The organism is Streptomyces sp. NPDC052299, assembly GCF_040679335.1.
In the GTDB taxonomy this organism is placed as follows: domain Bacteria; phylum Actinomycetota; class Actinomycetes; order Streptomycetales; family Streptomycetaceae; genus Streptomyces.
The window spans coordinates 66,803-87,371 of sequence record NZ_JBFAUP010000013.1; the positions used below are offsets into that span (position 1 = coordinate 66,803).

Consider the following 20,569-nt stretch of genomic DNA (forward strand, 5'->3'; position numbering starts at 1 on the left):
CGGGACATCCTGGGGGCACGTTTGTGGGGGACCTGATGGACTTCGGTACGCAGGGCGCGCAGGCCCCGGCCGACCTCGCCTGGCTGCGGGGCGTGGACGCCTACACGATGGGCGCGTATCCGCAGGCCGAGGAAGAATTCCGGGCGGCCGTGGGCCAGGACCCCGGCATGGCGGACGCCTGGCTCGGGCTGCACGCCCTGCGCGTCGACACCGCCTCGGCGCTGCTGCACATGCACCGCCACCGCGACCGCTTCGGCGAACAGCGCACCCGCTACCGGCGCACGCTCAACTCCTGGTACTGGCTGGGCTGGTGGGTGCAACCGGTGCTGGAGAGCCCGCGCGACCTGCTCCTCGCGCACGCCTCGCACTGGCTGGACGGCCGCCATGTCGCGGAGCTGGACCGGGCACTGGCCGCGCTGCCACCGGTGGAGACCGATCCCCAGGTCCGCTTCCTGCACGCCTGCCGCTCCTACCTGGTCAAGGACTGGGAACAGCTCGTGCGCCACACCGAGCAGCTGATCGACGACCCCCTGCTGGGCATCGAGGCGGGGCTGTTCGGCGGAATGGCCCGGGTGCGCCTTGAGATGTACGGGCAGGCGGAGCCGATGCTCGCGACGGCCCTGATGCGCTGCCGCAGCGAGCAGCCGCAGCGCAAGGAGCTGCGCTACTGGCTGGCCCGCGCCCACGAGGGCACCGGCCGCAGCGCCGCCGCCCTCCCCCTCTACCGCGCCGTGCACCGCATCGACCCGGCCTTCATGGACACCTCCGCGCGCCTGGCGGCCATCGCGGACTACGACGGGCTCGACGGCTCCGAGGACGTGCCCGGTCTCGCCTCCGTGTCCCTGACCGGTGTGGAGGCGGACGCGTTCTGCACGGAGGGCGCCCCGCCGCCGGGCGCCGACCAGGCGGCGGACGGGCGGGAGCTGCCGCCCGGCGGAGAACCGCAGGACGTGCCCGGTGCCGGGAGCCCGCCGCTGCCCGGCACGGTGCGGGCGAAGTCGTCGGCGCAGCCGTTCCCGGCCGGGCCCAGCGACCCGGCGCTGCTGGCCGAGGCGCTGGCCGAGCTGGAGCGGATGGTCGGCCTGGAGCCGGTGAAGCGGCAGGTCAAGGCCCTCTCGGCGCAGCTCAACATGGCGCGCCTCCGGGCGGGCCAGGGGCTGCCCGTACAGCCGCCGAAGCGGCACTTCGTGTTCTCCGGACCGTCCGGTACGGGCAAGACGACCGTGGCCCGCATCCTGGGCCGGGTCTTCTACGCGCTGGGCCTGCTCGGCGGCGACCACCTGGTGGAGGCGCAACGCGCGGATCTGGTCGGTGAGTTCCTGGGCCAAACCGCCGTGAAGGCGAACGAGCTGATCGATTCGGCGCTGGGCGGGGTGCTGTTCGTGGACGAGGCGTACAGCCTGTCCAACACCGGCTACAGCAAGGGCGACGCGTACGGCGACGAGGCGCTTCAGGTGCTGCTCAAGCGGGCCGAGGACAACCGGGACCACCTGGTCGTCATCCTGGCCGGCTATCCGGAGGGCATGGACCGGCTGCTGTCCACCAATCCCGGGCTCTCCTCCCGCTTCACCACCCGGGTGGACTTCCCGAGCTACCGCCCGCTGGAGCTCACCGCGATCGGCGAGGTGCTGGCCGCCGAGAACGGCGACGTGTGGGACGAGGAATCGCTGGAGGAGCTGCGCTCGATCAGCGGCCACGTGGTGGACCAGGGCTGGCTGGACGAGCTGGGCAACGGCCGCTTCCTGCGGACCCTGTACGAGAAGAGCTGCGCCTATCGCGATCTCCGGCTCTCCGGCTGCACGACGATGCCGAGCCGGGACGACCTGGCCACGCTGCGGCTGCCGGACCTGATGCAGGCGTACGGCGAGGTCCTGTCCGGGCGCGGTCCGGTAGGCCGGGGGCAGCAGGAGCCGCCGGGCATGTGAAGCGGTGCCGCCCGCCACCGGAGACGCGGTGACGGGCGGCACGGACGGACGCGGGGCTCAGCCCACCAGGGGGTGTCTTGTCGCTCAGGGTCGGATCAGGCCGCGGCGTCTGGTGCGGTGCATCGCAAGGCGCCGCAGCGTCTCGATAGCGGAGCTATTGGGGCGTTTCGGCAACGCCGCGAGGTGCCGTGCCAGGCGTCGCGGACCCGGCCATGATCGGCAAGACACCCCCTAGGGCCCCCGCCCCGTCCGGGTCCGTCGTCCGCTCCTCCGTCCGGCGCGGCTCCGCCACCCGGTGCGCGGGGTCGCGGACCTCACCGACCAGCGTCTCCAGGACGTCCTCCATCGCGACCAGGCCGAGCACCCGGCCGGAGGCGTCCGCGACCTGGGCGAGGTGCGTGGCGGCGCGGCGCATCACGGTGAGGGCGTCGTCCAGCGGGAGTTCGGCCCGGACGGTGGCCATCGGGCGCCACAGCTGCTGCGGCACCGCGCGCTCCCGGTCCTCCAGGTCGAGGACGTCCTTGACGTGCAGGTAGCCCATGAAGGGCCCGCCGCCCTCGGCGCAGACCGGGAAGCGCGAGAAGCCCGTGCGGACCGTCAGCTCCTCGATGCGGCGCGGGGTGACCGAGGGGTCCACGGTCACCAGGGCCGCCCGGCGCAGCAGGACGTCGGTGACGGGGCGGCTGCCCAGTTCCAGCGCGTCCTCCAGGCGTTCCTGCGCCTCGGGTTCGATGAGACCGGCCTGCCCGGAGTCCTCGACGAGGCGGTTGAGCTGCTCGCTCGTGAAGACGGCCTCCACCTCGTCCTTCGGTTCGACGCCGAAGAGGCGGAGCACCAGCCGGGCGCAGGCGCCGAGCGCGGCGGTGACCGGGCGGCAGAGCCGGGCGAAGCCGACGAGGCCGGGGCTCAGCCAGAGCGCGGTCTTCTCGGGCGCGGCCATCGCCAGGTTCTTCGGGACCATCTCGCCGATGACGAGGTGGAGGAAGACGACGAGGGCGAGCGCGAGGACGTAGCCGAGCGGGTGGATCAGCCCCTCGGGCAGGTGCACGGCGGCGAACACCGGCTCCAGGAGGTGGGCGACGGTGGGTTCGGCGACGGCTCCGAGGGTCAGGGAGCAGACGGTGATGCCGAACTGGGCCGCCGCCATCATCTGCGGCAGGTTCTCCAGGCCGTACAGCACCTGGCGGGCACGGCCGGAACCGGCCGCGGCGAGGGGTTCGATCTGGCTGCGGCGTACGGAGACGAGCGAGAACTCCGCGCCGACGAAGAAGCCGTTCGCCAGGACCAGGAGTCCGGCGAAGACCAGCTGGACGAGGCTCATCGCGCCGCCTCCAGGACCGCGGGCTCCGAGGCGTCCGCGCCGGCGGCGCCGGCCGTCCGGACGAAGCGGACCTTCTCGGCCCGGTAGTGGCCGACCTGGCGGACGGCGATCCGCCAGCCGGGGAGTTCGGCCCGGTCGCCGGGGGCGGGGATGCGGCCCAGCAGGTCGGCGACGAGTCCGGCGACCGTCTCGTACGGGCCGTCGGGCACGTCGAGTCCTATGCGGCGCAGGGTGAGGACCCGGCAGCTGCCCTCGGCGTCCCAGGCGGGGCTGCCGTCCTCGGGCGGGGCGGGGGCCAGCTCGGGGCGGTCGGCGCCCTCGGCGTCGTGCTCGTCGCGGACCTCGCCGACCAGCTCCTCGATGATGTCCTCCAGGGTGACGACCCCGGCGGTGCCGCCGTACTCGTCGACGACGACGGCGATCGGCTGCTCCTTGCGCAGCCGCTGGAGGAGCTGTTCGACGGGCAGCGTCTCGGGCACCAGGAGCGGCGGCACGGCGATCCGGCCTGCCGTGGTACGCAGCCGGTCGGGGGCCGGGACGGCCAGGGCGTCCTTCAGGTGGATCATGCCGACGACCTCGTCGATGCGCTCCCGGTAGACGGGGAAGCGGGACAGGCCGGTGGCGCGGGTGAGGTTGAGGACGTCCTCCGCGGTGGCGGAGGTCTGCAGGGCGCTGACCTTCACGCGCGGGGTCATGACGTGCTGGGCGGTGAGCCCGGCGAGCGACAGGGTCCGCACGAAGAGATCGGCGGTGTCCTGTTCGAGGGTGCCCGCCTCGGCGGAGTGCCGGGCGAGGGAGACCAGCTCCCCGGGGGTGCGGGCGGAGGCCAGCTCCTCGGTGGGCTCGACGCCGAGGAGGCGTACGAGGCGGTTGGCCGCGGTGTTCAGGGCCCCGATGACCGGCCGGAAGAGGCGGGTGAAGCGGGCCTGGGGTCCGGCGACGAACCGGGCCACGGTCAGCGGGCGGGAGACCGCCCAGTTCTTCGGGACGAGTTCGCCGATGACCATCTGGACGGCCGCCGCGAGCAGCATGCCGGTCACCACGCTGACGGTGGGGACGGCGCCGTCGGGCAGCCCGGTCAGGGCGAGGGGTCCGTCCAGCAGCTGGGCGAGCGCCGGTTCGGCGAGCATGCCGACCACCAGGGAGGTGATGGTGATGCCGAGCTGGGTGCCGGAGAGCTGGAAGGAGAGCTCGCGCAGGGCGTCGGTGACGGTGCGGGCCCGCCGGTCGCCCTCGGAGGCGGCGCGCTCGGCGTCCGCGCGTTCCACGGTGACCAGACCGAATTCGGCCGCCACGAAGAAGCCGTTGGCGAGGATGAGAAGGAATGCCGCGCTGAGCAGCAAGAGGGGGGTTGTCATGCCGCCGCCTCCGCGGAGGGGGCGGCGCAGGTACTACCGGACGATCCGTCCATTGCTGGAGGGAGTCACTCCTCGGGTCGCAGGAAAATCCCCGCCGGCCACGCGGGCCTTCGGGCGGGGCGGGGCGCACACGGGGCGCCACCGCCCTCCAGAGTAATCAACGGGAGGCCCTGCGGGGCAGGGGGCTCAGCCGTTGTTGTCGGTGCCGGTGCCGTGGTTCTCGGCGAGGGCGCGCAGGGCCCGGGCGTCCTGGATGGCCCGCTGCTTGGCGATGCCGGGCTGGATGCCGAGTGCGGGCATGCTGGTGCCGTCGCTGAGGTCGAGGAAGACCCAGGGGTCGCCCACCCGCAGGTTGACGCGGACGATCTCGGCCCAGGAGAGGCGGCGGCTGCGCGTGAGGTTGACCACCGTCACGCCCTCCTCGTCCGCGACCACCTTGGGGCGGCTGAGCAGCGCCAGGACGCCGAAGAAGAGCAGCGCGGTGAAGACGAAGCTGACCCGCTCGCCCCCGCTGAGCTGTTCGAGGGTGAAGGCGACGACGGTGATGACGGCGAACATCACCGCGCCGACGGTCAGCAGGACCACCCGGGTGCGGGTCGGCCGGAAGGTGACCGGCAGGGCCGGCGGGCCGGGCGGGGGCGTGGGGGCTGACATCGTGCTCTTCTTCCGTCTCCCGCCGTCAGAGACGGCAGGCGTGGATCGCGGTGGTGAGGATGGCGCGGGCGCCGAGGTCGTACAGGTCGTCCATGATCCGCTGCGCCTCGGCGGCGGCGACCATCGAGCGGACGGCGACCCAGCCCTCGTGGTGCAGCGGGGAGATGGTCGGCGACTCCAGGCCCGGCGTGAGGGCGACGGCGCGCTCCAGGTGCTCGACGCGGCAGTCGTAGTCCATCATCACGTAGCTGCGGGCCACCAGGACGCCCTGGAGGCGGCGCAGGAACTGCTGGACCTTGGGCTCGTCGGCGGGGGCGCCGGTGCGCCGGATGACGACGGCCTCGGAGGTCATGATGGGCTCGCCGATGACGTCGAGGCCGGCGTTGCGCAGGCTGGTGCCGGTCTCCACGACGTCCGCGATGACCTGGGCGACGCCGAGTTCGATGGCGGTCTCGACGGCCCCGTCGAGGTGGACGACGGAGGCGTTGACACCGGCTTCGGCGAGGTGCTTGGCGACGATGCCCTCGTAGGAGGTGGCGATCGTGAGGCCGTCGAAGTCCTCGGGGCCCGCGACGGTCCCGGGCTTGGTGGCGTAACGGAAGGTGGAGCGGGCGAAGCCAAGCTGGAGGATCTCCTCGGCCTCGGCGCCGGAGTCCAGGAGCAGGTCGCGGCCGGTGATGCCGATGTCGAGGCGGCCCGAGCTGACGTAGATCGCGATGTCGCGGGGGCGCAGGTAGAAGAACTCGACCTCGTTGGCGGGGTCCACCAGGACGAGTTCCTTGGACTCCTTGCGCTGCTTGTAGCCCGCCTCATGGAGCATCGCCATCGCAGGCCCGGAGATAGCACCCTTGTTGGGGACGGCGATGCGCAGCATGAGGTCGGGTTTCCTTTGCGAAGGGTGTGGCGGGATGACGTACGGGAGGGTGCGGGGCCTGGCTCAGAGGTGGGCGTAGACGTCGTCCAGGGAGATCCCGCGCGCGACCATCATCACCTGGACGTGGTACAGCAGCTGCGAGATCTCCTCGGCGGCGGCGTCCTTGCTCTCGTGCTCGGCGGCCATCCAGACTTCGGCGGCCTCCTCGACGACCTTCTTGCCGATGGCATGGACCCCCTTCTCCACGAGTTCGGCGGTGCGGGAGGTGGAGGGGTCGCCGTTGGCGGCCTTGAGCTGCAGCTCGGCGAAGAGCTCTTCGAAGGTTTTGTTCGCCATGATGTGCTCAGAATACGGGGTGCCGCGCCCGCACTCAGCGCCAGGGTTCGCTGACCGAGCGCAGTGTGGCGGCGGTGGCGACCGCGGCGGTGACCGCTTCGTGCCCCTTGTCCTCGTTGGACCCGTCGAGACCGGCGCGGTCGAGCGCCTGCTCCTCGTTGTCGCACGTGAGTACGCCGAAGCCGACCGGGACACCGGTGTCGACGGCGACCTGGGTCAGGCCGTTGGTGACGCCGTGGGACACGTATTCGAAGTGCGGGGTGCCGCCGCGGATGATCACACCGAGGGCGACGATCGCGTCGTACCCGCGCCCGGCCAGCACCTTCGCGACGACGGGGAGCTCGAAGCTGCCCGGGACCCGCAGCAGGGTCGGCTCGTCGATGCCCAGCTCGTGCAGGGCGCGCAGGGCGCCGTCGACGAGCCCGTCCATGACCTTCTCGTGCCACTGCGCGGCGACGACCGCCACACGGAGGTCGCCGCAGTTGCGTACGGACAGTTCGGGTGCGCCCTTGCCGCTCATGTCTCTCCTGGGTTCTCTGTACGGGAGTGCTGCTCTACTGGTTGCCGCAGGCGGACGCGGGGACCGCGTCGAGCCAGGGCAGGTCGTGTCCCATGCGGTCGCGCTTGGTGCGCAGGTACCGCAGGTTGTGCTCGCCGGCCTGGACGGGCATCGGCTCGCGCCCGGTGACGGTCAGTCCGTGCCGGGTGAGCGCGGCGGTCTTGTCCGGGTTGTTCGTCATCAGGCGCAGGCTGCGCACGCCGAGGTCCGCGAGGATCTGTGCGCCCGCCGCGTAGTCCCGGGCGTCGGCGGGCAGGCCGAGCTCCAGGTTGGCGTCGAGCGTGTCGATGCCGCGCTCCTGGAGCTCGTACGCGCGGAGCTTGGAGAGCAGGCCGATCCCCCGGCCCTCGTGGCCGCGCAGATAGACGACGACGCCGCGCCCCTCGTCCGTGATCCGCTCCATGGAGGCGTGCAGCTGGGGGCCGCAGTCGCAGCGCTCGGAGGCGAAGATGTCGCCGGTCAGGCATTCGGAGTGGACCCGGACCAGGACGTCGTCGCCGTCCCCGAGGTCGCCGTGGACCAGTGCGACGTGTTCGACGCCGTCCACGGTGGAGCGGTAGCCGTACGCGGTGAACGCGCCGAAGCGGGTGGGGAGCCGGACCTCGGCCTCGCGGCGGACGGTGGGCTCACTGCTGCGGCGGTACGCGATCAGGTCCTCGATGGAGATGATCGTGAGGCCGTGCTTGCGGGCGAACGGCACCAGCTGGGGGAGCCGCAGCATGACCCCGTCCTCGCCCGCGATCTCGACGATCGCCCCGGCGGGCCGGAGTCCGGCGAGCCGGGCGAGGTCGACGGCGGCCTCGGTGTGGCCGTTGCGCACGAGGACCCCGCCGGAGCGGGCGCGCAGCGGGAAGACGTGACCGGGGCGCACGAAGTCGCCGGGGCCCGCCACGCCGCCGGCGAGCAGCCGGAGCGTGGTGGCGCGGTCGGCGGCGGAGATGCCGGTGGAGACGCCGTGGGCGGCGGTGGCGTCCACGGAGACGGTGAAGGCGGTCTTCATCGACTCGGTGTTGTGGTCCACCATCTGGGGCAGTTCGAGCCGTTCCAGCTCGTCGCTCTCCATGGGCGCGCAGATCAGTCCGCGGCACTCGCTCATCATGAACGCGACGATCTCGGGGGTGGCCTTCTCGGCGGCGATGACGAGGTCGCCCTCGTTCTCGCGGTCCTCGTCGTCCACGACCACGACGGGCCTGCCCGCCGCGATGTCGCGGACGGCCTGCTCGACGGGGTCCAGGGCCAGGTCCTCGACGGGCTCTTCGTGGTCCCGGTGCAACCAGGCGGGCTGGGCAGTCATGCCGTGGCTCCTTCCAGAGCGGGTGTCCGCGTGCGCAGCCACCAGTCGCGCATGCCCCACAGGACGAGGGCGCCGTAGACGACGTAGATGAGTCCGGAGAAGGCGAGTCCGCTGTGGAAGTTCAGCGGGACGCCGACGAGGTCGACCAGGAGCCAGGCGAACCAGAACTCGACCATGCCGCGCGCCTGGGCGAGCATCGCGACCAGCGTGCCCGCGAAGATGTACGCGTCCGCCCACGGGCTCCAGGAGAGCGAGGGGAAGGCGGTGAACAGGCCGCCGACCGCGAGGGTGCCGAGGGCCGCCCCGCCGACCAGGTAGCCGCGTTCGCGCCAGGTGGCGAACCGGACCGCAATGGAGCCGTCCTGCGCCCGCTGCCGGCCCCGGGTCCACTGCTGCCAGCCCCAGACGGCGACCGCGATGACGATGACCTGCTTGCCGACGCTGCCCGCCTGCTGGACGGAGACGTTGGCGGCGACCAGCACCACGCCGGACAGGAGCTGGGCGGGCCAGGTCCACACCGAGCGCAGCCAGCCGAGCGCCAGGGCGATCAGGCCGACGGTGTTGCCGATCATGTCGGACCAGATGATGTGCTGGTCGAGGACGGTGAACGCCTCGGAGTTCAGCCAGTTCAGCGCGCTCACTTCGCGCCCTCCAGAAGTCGCTCGACGTACTTCGCGATGACGTCCACTTCGAGGTTGACCGGGTCGCCGGGCCCCTTGATGCCGAGCGTGGTCAGCGCCAGGGTGGTGGGGATGAGGCTGATGGTGAAGTAGTCGGGTCCGGCGTCCACCACGGTCAGGCTGACGCCGTCGACGGTGATCGAGCCCTTCTCCACCACGTAGCGGGTGAGGGCGGCCGGGAGCGAGATCTTGACGATCTCCCAGTTCTCGGAGGGCCGGCGCTCCAGGATGCGGCCGGTGCCGTCGACGTGGCCCTGGACGATGTGGCCGCCGAGGCGTCCGCCGAGCGCCATGGGGCGTTCGAGGTTGACGCGGGAGCCGGTGGTCAGGGCGCCGAGGCTGGAGCGGTTCAGCGTCTCGGCCATCACGTCGGCGGTGAACTCGTGCTCGCCGAGGTCCACGACGGTCAGGCAGACGCCGTTGACGGCGATGGAGTCCCCGTGCTTGGCGCCCTCGGTGACGACGGGTCCGCGCAGGCGGAAGCGGGAGGCGTCGTCCAGTTGCTCGACGGCGGTGACCTCGCCCAGTTCTTCGACGATTCCGGTGAACATTCAGTTCTCCTTCCGGGCGCGGCCGGGGACGGCGGTGACGCGCAGATCGGGGCCGATGCGGACGGTCTCCGTCACGTCGAGGCGCAACGCCTCGGTGATCGTGGAGATTCCGGCGTCGGCGAGGGCGGCGGGGCCCGCGCCGATGAGGACGGGTGCGAGATAGCCGACGACCTTGTCGACGAGTCCCGCGGCGACGAAGGCGCCGGCCAGGACCGGGCCGCCTTCGAGGAGTACGGAGCGCACTCCGCGCTCGTGGAGGGCGGCGAGCAGGGCGGCCGGGTCGAGACCGGGGCCCCCGGCCGCGCGGGGCAGCCGCAGGACCACCTCGTCGGGCAGGTGGCCGGTGTCCGCGTCGTCGGCGACCGCGACCAGGGTGGGCGCGGTGGCGTCGAGGACCCGGGCGCCGGGCCGTACGGCGGTGGCGCGGGTGTCCAGGACGACGCGCAGGGGCTGGACCGCGCCGTCGATGCCGCGCACCCCGAGCTGGGGGTCGTCGGCGCGGGCGGTGCCGGAGCCGACGAGGACCGCGTCGGCCTCGGCGCGCAGCCGGTGCACGTCGGCGCGGGACTCGGCGGAGCTGATCCAGCGGCTGGTGCCGTCGGCGGCGGCGACCCGGCCGTCCAGGCTCGCCGCGTACTTCCAGGTGACGTGCGGGCGGCCGCGGCGGACGGAGGTGAGCCAGGCGGCGTTGCCCGCCTCGGCCTCGTCGGCGAGGAGGCCGGCCTCGGCCCGGACACCGGCGGCGCGGAGCGTGTCGGCGCCTCCGGTGGCCTGCGGGTTCGGGTCGCCGACCGCGTACACGACACGGGCGATCCCGGCCTCGATGAGCGCCCGGGCGCAGGGGCCGGTGCGGCCGGTGTGGTTACAGGGTTCGAGGGTGACGTAGGCGGTCCCGCCGCGGGCCCGGTCGCCGGCCGCGCGCAGGGCGTGGATCTCGGCGTGCGGGCCGCCGGCGCGCTGGTGGAAGCCCTCGCCGGCGGTCGCTCCGGCGGCGTCGAGGACGACGCATCCCACGACCGGGTTGGGGCTGGTGGAGCCGAGGCCGCGGGCGGCGAGCGCGATCGCTCGGCGCATGGCGGTGATGTCGGCTGCGGTGTCCACCGGGTCCTCCTGCCTCTTCGGGCACGGACTCCGGGGCCTGTCGATGACGACAGAAGAAGCGGAACGCACGACGGGGACGCCTGAAGCCGGAAAACACGGAGGGGTCCGGTGATCCGGAACCTCCGCCGACGGCGGCGTACCCGCGAAACGGCCCGCCGCGCACTGCCTCCCATCCGGACTTTAACCGTCGGTCCAGGAATTTCACCTGGTCAACCGGCCGCTGGATGCGGACGGGTCGCGGACTGTAACCGCCGGTTCGGAATTGCACCGACCCCGGAGTGCGCTGCTGCTGGTACACGATCAGTGTGCCACGACCCGGCGGGGGCCAACCGGGTGAACGCTGTGGAGTGGCTCACAGACAGCACGTGACAAGAACTCTTTCGGACATCCGCACGGAAAGTCCCGCGATTGGTCCAGACCTATTGACGCACTGGTCTAGTCCTCTTAATCTCTGCGTCACCTCCGAGGAGCGGTTCCGCGGTGTGCGCACGCCCGGGACCAGGCACGACCCGCCCCCCTTTGTTCAGTTGTGTTCTGCCGACCTCCCCAGGAGGAACCGAACGTGCTGTCCCCCACCCGTGCGAGAGCGTCGCTCCTCGCCGCCGGCGCAGGCATCGCCGCGCTGCTGATCGGCTCGCTCTCCGCGACCCCCTCACAAGCCGCCGACCAGGAGTCCTGTCGCCCCGACGGGCTCTACGAGACGCCGGGCGTCTCCGTCCCCTACTGCTCCGTGTACGACTCCGAGGGCCGCGAGAAGATGGGCGCCGACCACCCCCGGCGCGTCATCGGCTACTTCACCAACTGGCGGACGGGCAAGGACGGCAAGCCCGCCTACCTGGCCTCCGACATCCCCTGGGACAAGGTCACCCACCTCAACTACGCCTTCGCCCACGTCGACGGGTCGAACAAGCTCTCCGTGGGCGCGGACGGGCCGGAGAACGCCTCCACCGGGATGACCTGGCCGGGCGTCAAGGGCGCCGAAATGGACCCGGACCTCCCCTACAAGGGCCATTTCAACCTGCTCAGCAAGTTCAAGAAGCAGTACCCGAACGTGAAGACGATGGTCTCCGTCGGCGGCTGGGCCGAGACCGGCGGCTACTTCGGCGACGACGGCGAGCGGGTCGGCTCGGGCGGCTTCTACTCGATGGCCACCAACGCCGACGGCTCGGTCAACCAGGCCGGGATCGACACGTTCGCGAACTCGGCGGTCGACTTCATCCGGAAGTACGGCTTCAACGGCGTCGACATCGACTACGAGTACCCGACCACGATGAAGGACGCGGGCAACCCGCTGGACTGGACGCTGTCCAACGCCCGCCGCGCCGGTCTGGTCAAGGGCTACGCCGCGCTGATGAAGACCCTGCGCGAGAAGCTGGACCGGGCGTCCGCCGCCGACGGCCACCACTACCTGCTCAGCGTCGCGGCCCCCTCCTCGGGCTACCTGCTGCGCGGCATGGAGACGTTCCAGGTCCAGAAGTACCTGGACTACGTCAACATCATGTCGTACGACCTGCACGGCGCCTGGAACGAGTACGTCGGTCCGAACGCCGCGCTCTACGACGACGGCAAGGACGCGGAACTCGCCCAGGCGAGCGTCTACTCGACCTCGCAGTACGGCGGCACCGGCTACCTGAACACGGACTGGGCCTACCACTACTTCCGCGGTTCGATGCCGTCCGGCCGCATCAACATCGGCCTGCCGTACTACACCCGCGGCTTCAAGAACGTGCAGGGCGGCACCAACGGCCTGTGGGGCAAGGCGGCTTCGACCGACTGCCCGGCCGGTGCGGGGCTGACCAAGTGCGGTGACGGTGCCGTCGGCATCGACAACCTCTGGCACGACCTGGACACCAACGGCAAGGAGTCGCCGGCCGGGTCCAACCCGATGTGGCACGCCAAGAACCTGGAGAAGGGCATCGTCGGCGACTACGTCACGGACTACGGGTTCCCCGCGGACACGAAGCTGACCGGCACCTACGTCCGCAACTACGACTCGACGCTGGTCGCGCCGTGGCTGTGGAACGCCGACAAGAAGGTCTTCCTCTCCACCGAGGACGAACAGTCCGTACAGGCCAAGGCGGACTACGTGGCCGACAAGGGCATCGGCGGCACGATGATCTGGGAGCTGGCCGGCGACTACGGCTGGAACGCGGACAAGGGTCAATACGAGCCCGGCTCCACGCTCACCTCGACCATGTACGACACCTTCAAGAAGGCCGCCCCGTACGGGGCGAAGCGCTCCACGATCGACCTGCCGACGCAGGCGCTGGACATCGACGTCTCCTTCGGCCAGTTCCCGCTGGGCGACTCCAACTACCCGATCAGCCCCAAGCTGACGATCACCAACCACACGAAGGCGACGCTGCCGGGCGGTACGGAGTTCCAGTTCGACTACTCCACCTCGGCGCCCGCCAACGCCAAGGACCAGTCGGGCTTCGGCACCACGATCGTGCGCAGTGACCACACGGCCGCGAACAACGTCGGCGGGCTGAAGGGCGACTACAACCGCGTCTCGCTGAAGCTGCCGTCCTGGCAGAGCCTGGCGCCCGGCGCGTCGGTCCAGGTCGACTTCGTGTACTACCTGCCGACGTCCACCCCGTCCAACTGGACGGTGACCTTCGGCGGCAAGTCCTACGCGCTGGCGGCGGACCTGGCCCGGGGCACGACCCTGGTCGAGCCGGACACGGGCTCGACCCCGGCACCCGACCCGTCCGGCTCCACCGGCCCGAGCCCCGACCCGTCGGGCGGCACGTGCACGGCTGCGGCGTGGAGCGCGAGCACGGAGTACGGCACCGGTTCGACGGTGAGCCAGGACGGCCACCAGTGGAAGGCGAAGTGGTGGACGAAGGGCGAGAAGCCCGGCACCACGGGTGAATGGGGCGTCTGGCAGGACCTCGGCGCCTGCTGAACCCCGGGGCGGGGCCGCGCGGCCCCGCCCCGTACCGACCAAGCCCGTCCGGCGATCGAGGACGGAACCGGCAGCGCCGGTCCGGGGCCACCCGCGAGGGCCCCGGGCCGGGACCGGGATCAGGCGCCCGTCGCGAACAGCGCGTCCTGCGCCGCGTCGCGCGCCGCGAGCAGCGCCCCCCGGCGGACCGCCGTGCCGCCCAGCAGCCCCGCCCGCACCCCGGTGCGCAGCGGGGACATCGCCTCCAGCCGCTCCTCGACGCGGGCGGCCAGCACCTGGCCCCCCGCGTGGCCCACCTCGCCGGAGAGCAGGACGAGCCCCGGATCGAGCACCGAGGCCACCGCCGCGGCGCCCAGCGCGATGCGGTCGGCCAGGGCGCCGAGGAAGCCCTCGCTGTCGCCCTCCCCCGCGAGCGCCGCCCGGACGGCCGCCGCCGCACCGGGTTCCTGGCCCTCCCCCGCCACGGCGATCCCGTACCCGGCGGCCAGCTCGCACAGCGGCACCGAGGCGGCCAGCGAGTGGAATCCCCCCTCGCAGTTGACGGCCGAGGGCGTGCCCGCCGTGCCCGGGACCGGCAGGAAGCCGAGTTCGCCCGCCCCGCCCGAGGCCCCCCGGCGCACCTTGCCGTCGAGCATGACCGCCGCCCCCACCCCGTGGCCCAGCCAGAGCAGGACGAACGTGTCGTGGTCGCGGGCCGCGCCGACACGGTGCTCGGCGACGGCCGCGAGGTTCGTCTCGTTCTCGACCAGCACCGTCGCCGGCAGCCGCTCCTGCAGCGCCCGGACCAGACTGCGGTGCCAGGACGGCAGACCGGTGCTGTCCCGGAGCTCCCCCGTGACCGGGTCGATCAGCCCGGGCGCGCCGATGCCGACGCTGTGCAGGGGGGCGCTCCCCGCGCTGCGGACGGTGCTCGTCAGCAGGGCGACGGCCTGTTCCACGGCGTCCTCCTCCGCCTCACCGACGGGCAGCGTCGCCTCGGCCAGGGTCGCGCCCAGCAGATCGGCGACGACGACGGCGACGCTGTCGGTGCGCACGTCGAGCCCGGCCAGCAGCGCGCGGTCCGCGACGATGCCGTAGAGCCGGGCGTTGGGCCCCCGGCGGTCGGCCCCGGTCTCGCCGACGACATGGATCAGGCCCGCGCCCCGGAGGCGTTCCACGAGGTCCGCGACGGTGGGCCGGGAGAGCCCGGTCAGGGTCTTCAACTGCGTGGCCGTCAGGGGGCCGTCCTGCTGGAGGAGCCGCAGGGCGAGCCGGTCGTTGATGGCCCGGGCGGTGCTCGGTGATGCGGGCATGCCGGAATCCTTCCAGATCACCGCCGGACCGGAGACGTACGGGCGGTCTATTTATCAGGCAGGGTTCCTGATAGTTTATCGCCCGCATCGTGGAACAGGACTTCAGGGGAGGGACGGCGGTATGACAGCCACATCCACGGCTACGGTCTTCGGCACCAAGGAGGTGCGGCGGGCCAGGTACGCCATCGCGTCCGTCTTCACCGTGCACGGGGCGGTGACCGGCAGTTTCGCCACCCGGGTCCCCTGGATCCAGGACCATGCGGGCGTGAGCGCGGGCCAGCTGGGCCTCGCGCTGGCCTTCCCCGCGATCGGCGCGTCGGTCGCGATGCCGCTGGCCGGCGCGGTGAGCCACCGCTTCGGCGCGCGGACCGCCCTGCGTGGGCTGCTCAGCCTGTGGACGCTGGCGCTGGTCCTCCCGGCCCTGGCGCCCAATCTGCTCACCCTGTGCGCGGCACTGTTCGTGTACGGAGCCTCGTCCGGCATGTCCGACGTGGCGATGAACGCGCTCGGGGTCGAGGTGGAGAACCGTCTCGACAAGTCGATCATGTCCGGACTGCACGGCATGTGGAGCGTGGGCGCCCTGCTGGGCTCGGCGGCGGGCACGGTGGCCGCCCACGCGGGCACGGACGCCCGGCTGCACCACGTGACGGCCGCCGTGCTGCTGACCCTGCTCGGCCTCACCGCCTGCCAGTGGGTGTTCGACCTGCGCAGCCGGCCGGACGAGGAGCCGCCGCCGCGCTTCGCGCTCCCGCCGAAGTCGGCCCTGATCATCGGCGCGGTGGGCTTCTGCGCGGTCTTCGCCGAGGGGGCCAGCCTCGACTGGTCGGCGGTCTACCTCCGCGACACGCTGGACAGCTCGGCCGGTCTCGCGGCGGTGGCCACCACCGCGTTCGCGCTGACGATGGCGGTCGCCCGGATCGCCGGGGACCGGGTGGTCGACCGCTTCGGCGCGGTGCGCACCGTACGGGCCGGGGGCGTCCTGGCCACGGCCGGCGGGGTCCTGGTCGTCACCGCCCCGCACGTGGCCCTCGCGATGTGCGGCTTCGGGCTGATGGGGCTCGGCATCGCCGTGGTGGTCCCGCTCGCCTTCGCGGCGGCCGGGCGCAGCGGGCCCAAGCCGGCCCAGGCCATCGCGGGCGTCGCGACGATCACGTACACCTCCGGCCTCATCGCCCCGTCGGCCATCGGTTCGCTGGCCGAGGCCACCTCGCTGGTCGTGTCCTTCGGCCTGGTGTCGGTGCTGGCGTTCGGCCTGGTCCTGGGGGCAGGGGTGCTGCGGGCCGGTGACCGCAAGCCTGCGTCCCGGGGCGCGGCAGTACCGGACACGGCGGCGGGCAGCCCCGGCGCCTGACCCTTTCCGGAAGCCACCGCACCGGAGAAACGGAACGGGTGGGTCCGGGCGGGGCGCGCGGGCCGGGCACCACTACCATGGCGCTGATCTTTTCCGCGATGAGCGCCGTGCCCGGACGGCACGGGCTCACGCACCTACACACAGGGAGCAACCATGGGCCTCGGCGTGCGCTGGACCTTGCACGGCGACGGGAAGACGCCCGCACCCGGAGCGGTGGTCCGCCCCGACGAGCGGCTCTCCTGGCCCCGCACCTTCGGGCTCGGCGCGCAGCACGTGGTCGCCATGTTCGGCGCCTCGTTCGTCTCGCCGGTCCTGATGGGGCTCGACCCCAACCTGGCGATCATGATGTCGGGTGTCGCGACGGCCATTTTCCTGCTGGCGACCCGCGGCCAGGTGCCGAGCTATCTGGGCTGTTCGCTCTCGTTCGTCGGGGTCGCCGCGACGATCCGGGCGAGCGGCGGCGACAGCGCGGTGGTGACCGGCGCGGTCTTCGTGGTCGGCGTGGTGCTGTTCCTGGCCGGGCTCGCGGTGCAGCGGTTCGGCGCCCGGATCATCCACGCGGCGATGCCGCCCGTGGTCACGGGCGCGGTGGTCATGCTCATCGGGTTCAACCTGGCGCCGGTGACCGCGTCGACGTACTGGCCGCAGGACCAGTGGACGGCCCTCCTCGTGATGCTGTTCACCGGTCTGGCCGTGGTGTGCCTGCGCGGCTTCTTCTCGCGGATCGCGATCTTCCTGGGGCTGGTCTTCGGTTACGTCCTGTCCTGGCTGCTCGACCTGGTCTTCGGGAAGATCCACTCCCCGGCCGGCGGCGCCGAGTCCGTGGACCACTGGCGACTGGACCTGTCGGGCGTCGGAAAGGCCGACTGGATCGGGCTGCCCTCGTTCCACGCGCCGAGCTTCGAGTGGTCGGCGATCCTGGTCGCCCTGCCCGTCGTCATCGCCCTGATCGCGGAGAACGCCGGGCACGTGAAGGCGGTCGGCGAGATGACCGGCCGCTCGCTGGACGGCAAGCTGGGCACGGCCATCGCGGCGGACGGCGCCGCCTCGATGCTGTCGACGGCGGTGGGCGGCCCGCCGAACACCACGTACTCCGAGAACATCGGCGTGATGGCCGCGACCCGGGTGTACTCCACCGCCGCCTACTGGGCCGCCGCCTGCTTCGCCCTCCTCTTCGGCCTCTGCCCGAAGTTCGGCGCGGTCGTGGCGGCGATCCCGGGCGGGGTGCTCGGCGGCATCACGGTCATCCTGTACGGCATGATCGGCCTGCTCGGCGCCCAGATCTGGCTGAACGCCAAGGTGGACCTGCGCAATCCGCTGAACCTGGTGCCGGCTGCGGCGGGCATCATCATCGGCGTCGGCGGGGTCAGCCTGAAGATCACGGACAACTTCGAGCTGAGCGGGATCGCCCTCGGCACGATCGTCGTGATCACCGGCTACCACGTGCTGCGCGCCTTCGCCCCGGCGCACCTGAAGACGCAGGAGCCGCTGCTCGACTCGGGGACGTCGGCGTACGACGAGGAGCCTCCGGCCACGCGTTCGTGACCGGGCCCGCTCAGTCCTCCGGGAGTTCGACCGGGGCCAGCTCGTCGAAGCGGTCGCCGGGGCCGGGGTTGGTCGCGTCGGTCGCGCCGCCGAAGTGGGTCATCACGCCCCACACGGCGTTCAGCGCGGTCTGCACGGCCCCCTCGGCCCAGCCGGCCGTCCACGAGATGTCGTCACCGGCCAGGAACAGGCCCCGCTTGTCGGCGGGCAGCCGGTCCTGCATGAAGTGGGTGAACAGGCGCCGCTGGTAGCGGTAGTGGCCGGGCAGGTTGGCCTTGAACGCGCCCATGAACCAGGGCTCGTTCTCCCAGGAGACGGTGACCGGGTTGCCGGTGATGTGGCTGCGGATGTCGACGTTCGGGTAGATCTCGCCGAGGGACTTCAGCATGACGTCCATCCGCTCGGTCGCCGAGAGCGGCAGCCACTTCAGACTGTCGTCGCACCAGGTGTACGAGAGACAGATGCTCGCCGGCCGGTCCGGCCCGTCGTCCAGCAGATAGGTGCCCCGGGTCATCCGGTCGGTCAGCGTCATCGACATCGTGTCGCGGCCGGTGGTCTCGTCCTTGTCCAGCCAGAACGGCCGGTCGACGGGCACGAACAGCTTGGACGACTCCATGTAGTGCGTGCGCTCCATCGCCGTCCAGTGGTCGATCGGGAAGAGCGCGTCGTCGCAGGCGATCTTGGAGAGCAGCAGCCACGACTGCCCGGTGAAGACGGCCGCCCGGAAGGTGCGGATGTCGCCGGAGGCGTCGGTGACGGTGATCCTGTTGCCGGCCGTGCGGTTGAGCCGGGTGACGGCCCCGCGCGGCTCGCCGCCGTGCAGCGAGGACAGCGAGGTGCCGAGCGGCCAGTGCGTGATCTTCCGCGGCTCCCGCTCCCACAGCCGCAGCGGAAGCTGCTGGCTGCCGCCGACGATGGAGCGGTGGTGGTCGTCCGCCTCGGTGTAGACGACGCGCAGGATCTCCAGGATGGAGTTGGGGAAGTCGGTGTCCCAGCCGCCGGTGCCGAAGCCGACCTGGCCGAAGATCTCGCGGTGCCGGAAGGACTTGAAGGCGTCGGAATCGCAGAGGAAGCCGTAGAAGGTCTGGTTGTCCAGCTTCTCGACCAGCCGGGACCAGATCTCCCTGATCCGGGGCACGTCGCGCTCGCGCATCGCCCGGTTCATGTCGGAGAAGTCGGCACCCTCCTCCAGGCAGCGGTTCCAGGCGTCCATCACATCGCGGTAGACCTGCGGGAGTTCGTCGATGGTCCTGGCGTAGTGGGACTCGCCCTTGAGGTCGACCACGGTCGAAGGGGTGGCCGAGCAGAGCGGGTTGGGGAACGGCTTCGTCTCCAGGCCCACGAGGTCGATGTAGTGCTGGAGGGCGGTCGAGGAGGGCGGGAAGCGCATCGCGCCCATCTCGGCGGTGAGCGGCTCGCCGTCGGTGGCGCAGCCCTCGAACTCGACGGTGCGCAGCCGTCCGCCGATGCGGTCGGCCTCGTAGACGACCGGCTTCAGGCCCATCTTCATCAGTTCGTACGCGGTGATGATGCCGGAGAGCCCGCCGCCGATGACGGCCACCTCGGTGCCGTGCTCGGTCGCCGGTATCTGGCCGAGGCCCGCCGGATGGGCGAGGAAGTCGTCGTACGCGTACGGGAAGTCCGGCCCGAACATCGTGATCGGCGGGGCAGCTTCCTCGGTGTGCTGGACGGCGGGGGGCACGGCGGTCATGGGGCGGGGGCTCCTTGGACGGAAGGGCGAAGACGCGGGACAGGGATGTACGGGCTCAGACCAGGGAGCCGTACAGGCCGGGACGGCGGTCGCGGAGATACGGGTTGGCGGCCCGGGAGCCCGCGAGCAGGGCGGGGTCGACGTCGGCGGTGACCAGTTCCTCGCCGCGCCCCGCGCGGGCGCGGACCGTGCCGTCGGGACCGGCCAGGCAGCTCAGCCCGGTGAAGTCGAACTCGCCTTCCGGGCCGGTGCGGTTGACGTACGCGATGTACAGCTGGCTCTCGAAGGCGCGGACCGGGACGAGGGATTCGGCGACGAACGAGAAGGGGTGCATCAGTGCGGTGGGGACCAGCAGGAGGTCGGTGCCGGCCAGGGCGTGCGCCCGCACGTTCTCCGGGAACTCGACGTCGTAGCAGGTCAGCAGGCCGATGCGGACCCCGTCCAGCTCGGCCTGGACCACGGGCTGGCCGCCGGGGGTGAACCAGCGCTGCTCGAAGTCGCCGAAGAGGTGGGTCTTGCGGTAGTTGGCGAGCGTGGTGCCATCGGGGCCGATGAGCTGGGCGGAGTTGTACAGGGTGTCGCCCTCGCGCTCCGGGTAGCCGTAGTGGACGGCGATCCCGTGCCGCACGGCGATCTCGGCGACGGCGCGGGCGGCGGGCCCGTCGGCGGGCTCGGCCAGCCGGGGGACGTCGTCGCCGATGGCGTAGCCGGTGAGATAGAGCTCGGGGCAGACCAGGAGCCGGGCTCCGGTGGCGGCGGCGCGGCGCGCGGCGTCCGCCAGCAGCTCGACGGACCCGGCGACCGAGCCGGGGCGCCCGGAGCTCTGGAGCAGGGCGGTGCGCAACGGCGGCATGGCTGACCTCGGACGATGCGGGCGGGGCGGGGACGTAGAAACGGTACGTTCCGTCCTTCGGCCCGAACAAGACGCGACCGTTGCGCACCGACGGCCGATCCGTTGCGCGGTTCGCGCGGGACGCGAAGATTTATTGCGCGACGCCAACGGCATCCCCGGCCCGTCGCGCCCGTCCCCGCTCGTGCGCCCACCCCAGCCCGTCGCGCCCACCCCAGCTCGTCCGGCGATTGAGGACGGAACCGTTGCCGGAGGACCG

General features: G+C 72.0%; 17 protein-coding genes and 1 riboswitch. Of the genes, 4 read left to right on the forward strand and 13 right to left on the reverse strand.

Annotated elements, in window-relative coordinates; genetic code table 11:
* Positions 1-35: 35 nt before the first annotated feature.
* A complete protein-coding gene (locus AB0L33_RS22360; RefSeq protein ID WP_365684052.1) occupies positions 36-1,925 on the forward strand; it encodes an AAA family ATPase in 1,890 nt (629 codons plus the stop codon).
* Positions 1,926-2,079: 154 nt separating this feature from the next.
* Here the strand turns inward: AB0L33_RS22360 and AB0L33_RS22365 are convergent, their stop codons facing one another.
* From AB0L33_RS22365 to ribD, 10 genes are all read right to left on the reverse strand, one after another.
* Complete coding sequence (locus AB0L33_RS22365; protein WP_365684053.1) at positions 2,080-3,246, reverse strand: hemolysin family protein; 1,167 nt, start codon at positions 3,244-3,246, stop codon at positions 2,080-2,082.
* Positions 3,243-4,604: a hemolysin family protein gene (locus tag AB0L33_RS22370; protein ID WP_365684054.1), complete on the reverse strand. Its 1,362-nt coding sequence runs from the start codon at positions 4,602-4,604 to the stop codon at positions 3,243-3,245. Before AB0L33_RS22370 ends, AB0L33_RS22365 begins: the two co-directional genes overlap by 4 nt.
* Before the next feature lie 186 nt (positions 4,605-4,790).
* Positions 4,791-5,258: a PH domain-containing protein gene (locus tag AB0L33_RS22375; RefSeq protein ID WP_365684055.1), complete on the reverse strand. Its 468-nt coding sequence runs from the start codon at positions 5,256-5,258 to the stop codon at positions 4,791-4,793.
* 25 nt (positions 5,259-5,283) lie between these two features.
* A complete protein-coding gene (hisG, locus tag AB0L33_RS22380) occupies positions 5,284-6,132 on the reverse strand; it encodes an ATP phosphoribosyltransferase (RefSeq protein WP_018103938.1) in 849 nt (282 codons plus the stop codon).
* Positions 6,133-6,195: 63 nt separating this feature from the next.
* Positions 6,196-6,468 (reverse strand): phosphoribosyl-ATP diphosphatase, encoded by a 273-nt coding sequence (locus AB0L33_RS22385; protein WP_018103937.1) that lies wholly within the window; start codon positions 6,466-6,468, stop codon positions 6,196-6,198.
* Positions 6,469-6,502: 34 nt separating this feature from the next.
* Positions 6,503-6,988, reverse strand: coding sequence for a 6,7-dimethyl-8-ribityllumazine synthase (gene ribH, locus AB0L33_RS22390; RefSeq protein ID WP_365684056.1), 486 nt, complete (start codon positions 6,986-6,988; stop codon positions 6,503-6,505).
* 34 nt (positions 6,989-7,022) lie between these two features.
* Positions 7,023-8,321 carry a bifunctional 3,4-dihydroxy-2-butanone-4-phosphate synthase/GTP cyclohydrolase II gene (locus tag AB0L33_RS22395; RefSeq protein ID WP_365684058.1) on the reverse strand — a complete coding sequence of 433 codons (1,299 nt, stop codon included), beginning with the start codon at positions 8,319-8,321 and terminating at the stop codon, positions 7,023-7,025.
* The gene (locus tag AB0L33_RS22400) at positions 8,318-8,962 is read right to left on the reverse strand and encodes a nicotinamide mononucleotide transporter family protein (protein ID WP_365684060.1); all 645 of its coding nucleotides are present in this window, start codon (positions 8,960-8,962) and stop codon (positions 8,318-8,320) included. The genes AB0L33_RS22395 and AB0L33_RS22400 overlap by 4 nt, the downstream gene beginning before the upstream one ends.
* On the reverse strand, positions 8,959-9,552 hold the full coding sequence (locus AB0L33_RS22405; protein WP_365684062.1) for a riboflavin synthase: 594 nt from the start codon (positions 9,550-9,552) through the stop codon (positions 8,959-8,961). Before AB0L33_RS22405 ends, AB0L33_RS22400 begins: the two co-directional genes overlap by 4 nt.
* A complete protein-coding gene (gene ribD, locus AB0L33_RS22410; RefSeq protein WP_365684064.1) occupies positions 9,553-10,653 on the reverse strand; it encodes a bifunctional diaminohydroxyphosphoribosylaminopyrimidine deaminase/5-amino-6-(5-phosphoribosylamino)uracil reductase RibD in 1,101 nt (366 codons plus the stop codon).
* 155 nt (positions 10,654-10,808) lie between these two features.
* Positions 10,809-10,939: riboswitch (FMN riboswitch) on the reverse strand.
* A gap of 276 nt (positions 10,940-11,215) precedes the next feature.
* On the opposite strand from ribD, the gene AB0L33_RS22415 reads away from it, so the two are divergent.
* The gene (locus AB0L33_RS22415; RefSeq protein ID WP_365684066.1) at positions 11,216-13,561 is read left to right on the forward strand and encodes a chitinase C-terminal domain-containing protein; all 2,346 of its coding nucleotides are present in this window, start codon (positions 11,216-11,218) and stop codon (positions 13,559-13,561) included.
* A 119-nt stretch (positions 13,562-13,680) separates the two neighbouring features.
* Here AB0L33_RS22415 and AB0L33_RS22420 read toward each other — a convergent pair whose 3' ends face one another.
* Positions 13,681-14,853, reverse strand: a complete 1,173-nt coding sequence (locus AB0L33_RS22420) for an ROK family transcriptional regulator (protein ID WP_365684068.1) — start codon at positions 14,851-14,853, stop codon at positions 13,681-13,683.
* Between the two features lie 121 nt (positions 14,854-14,974).
* On the opposite strand from AB0L33_RS22420, the gene AB0L33_RS22425 reads away from it, so the two are divergent.
* Together AB0L33_RS22425 and AB0L33_RS22430 are read left to right on the forward strand one after the other, a co-directional pair.
* On the forward strand, positions 14,975-16,204 hold the full coding sequence (locus tag AB0L33_RS22425; RefSeq protein ID WP_365684070.1) for an MFS transporter: 1,230 nt from the start codon (positions 14,975-14,977) through the stop codon (positions 16,202-16,204).
* Positions 16,205-16,357: 153 nt separating this feature from the next.
* Entirely contained in the window at positions 16,358-17,749 is a 1,392-nt protein-coding gene (locus AB0L33_RS22430; protein ID WP_365684072.1) for a solute carrier family 23 protein, read from the forward strand.
* A 10-nt stretch (positions 17,750-17,759) separates the two neighbouring features.
* Here AB0L33_RS22430 and AB0L33_RS22435 read toward each other — a convergent pair whose 3' ends face one another.
* The gene (locus tag AB0L33_RS22435) at positions 17,760-19,460 is read right to left on the reverse strand and encodes an NAD(P)/FAD-dependent oxidoreductase (protein ID WP_365684074.1); all 1,701 of its coding nucleotides are present in this window, start codon (positions 19,458-19,460) and stop codon (positions 17,760-17,762) included.
* 55 nt (positions 19,461-19,515) lie between these two features.
* On the reverse strand, positions 19,516-20,313 hold the full coding sequence (locus AB0L33_RS22440; RefSeq protein WP_365684076.1) for a carbon-nitrogen hydrolase family protein: 798 nt from the start codon (positions 20,311-20,313) through the stop codon (positions 19,516-19,518).
* Between the last annotated feature and the right edge of the window lie 256 nt (positions 20,314-20,569).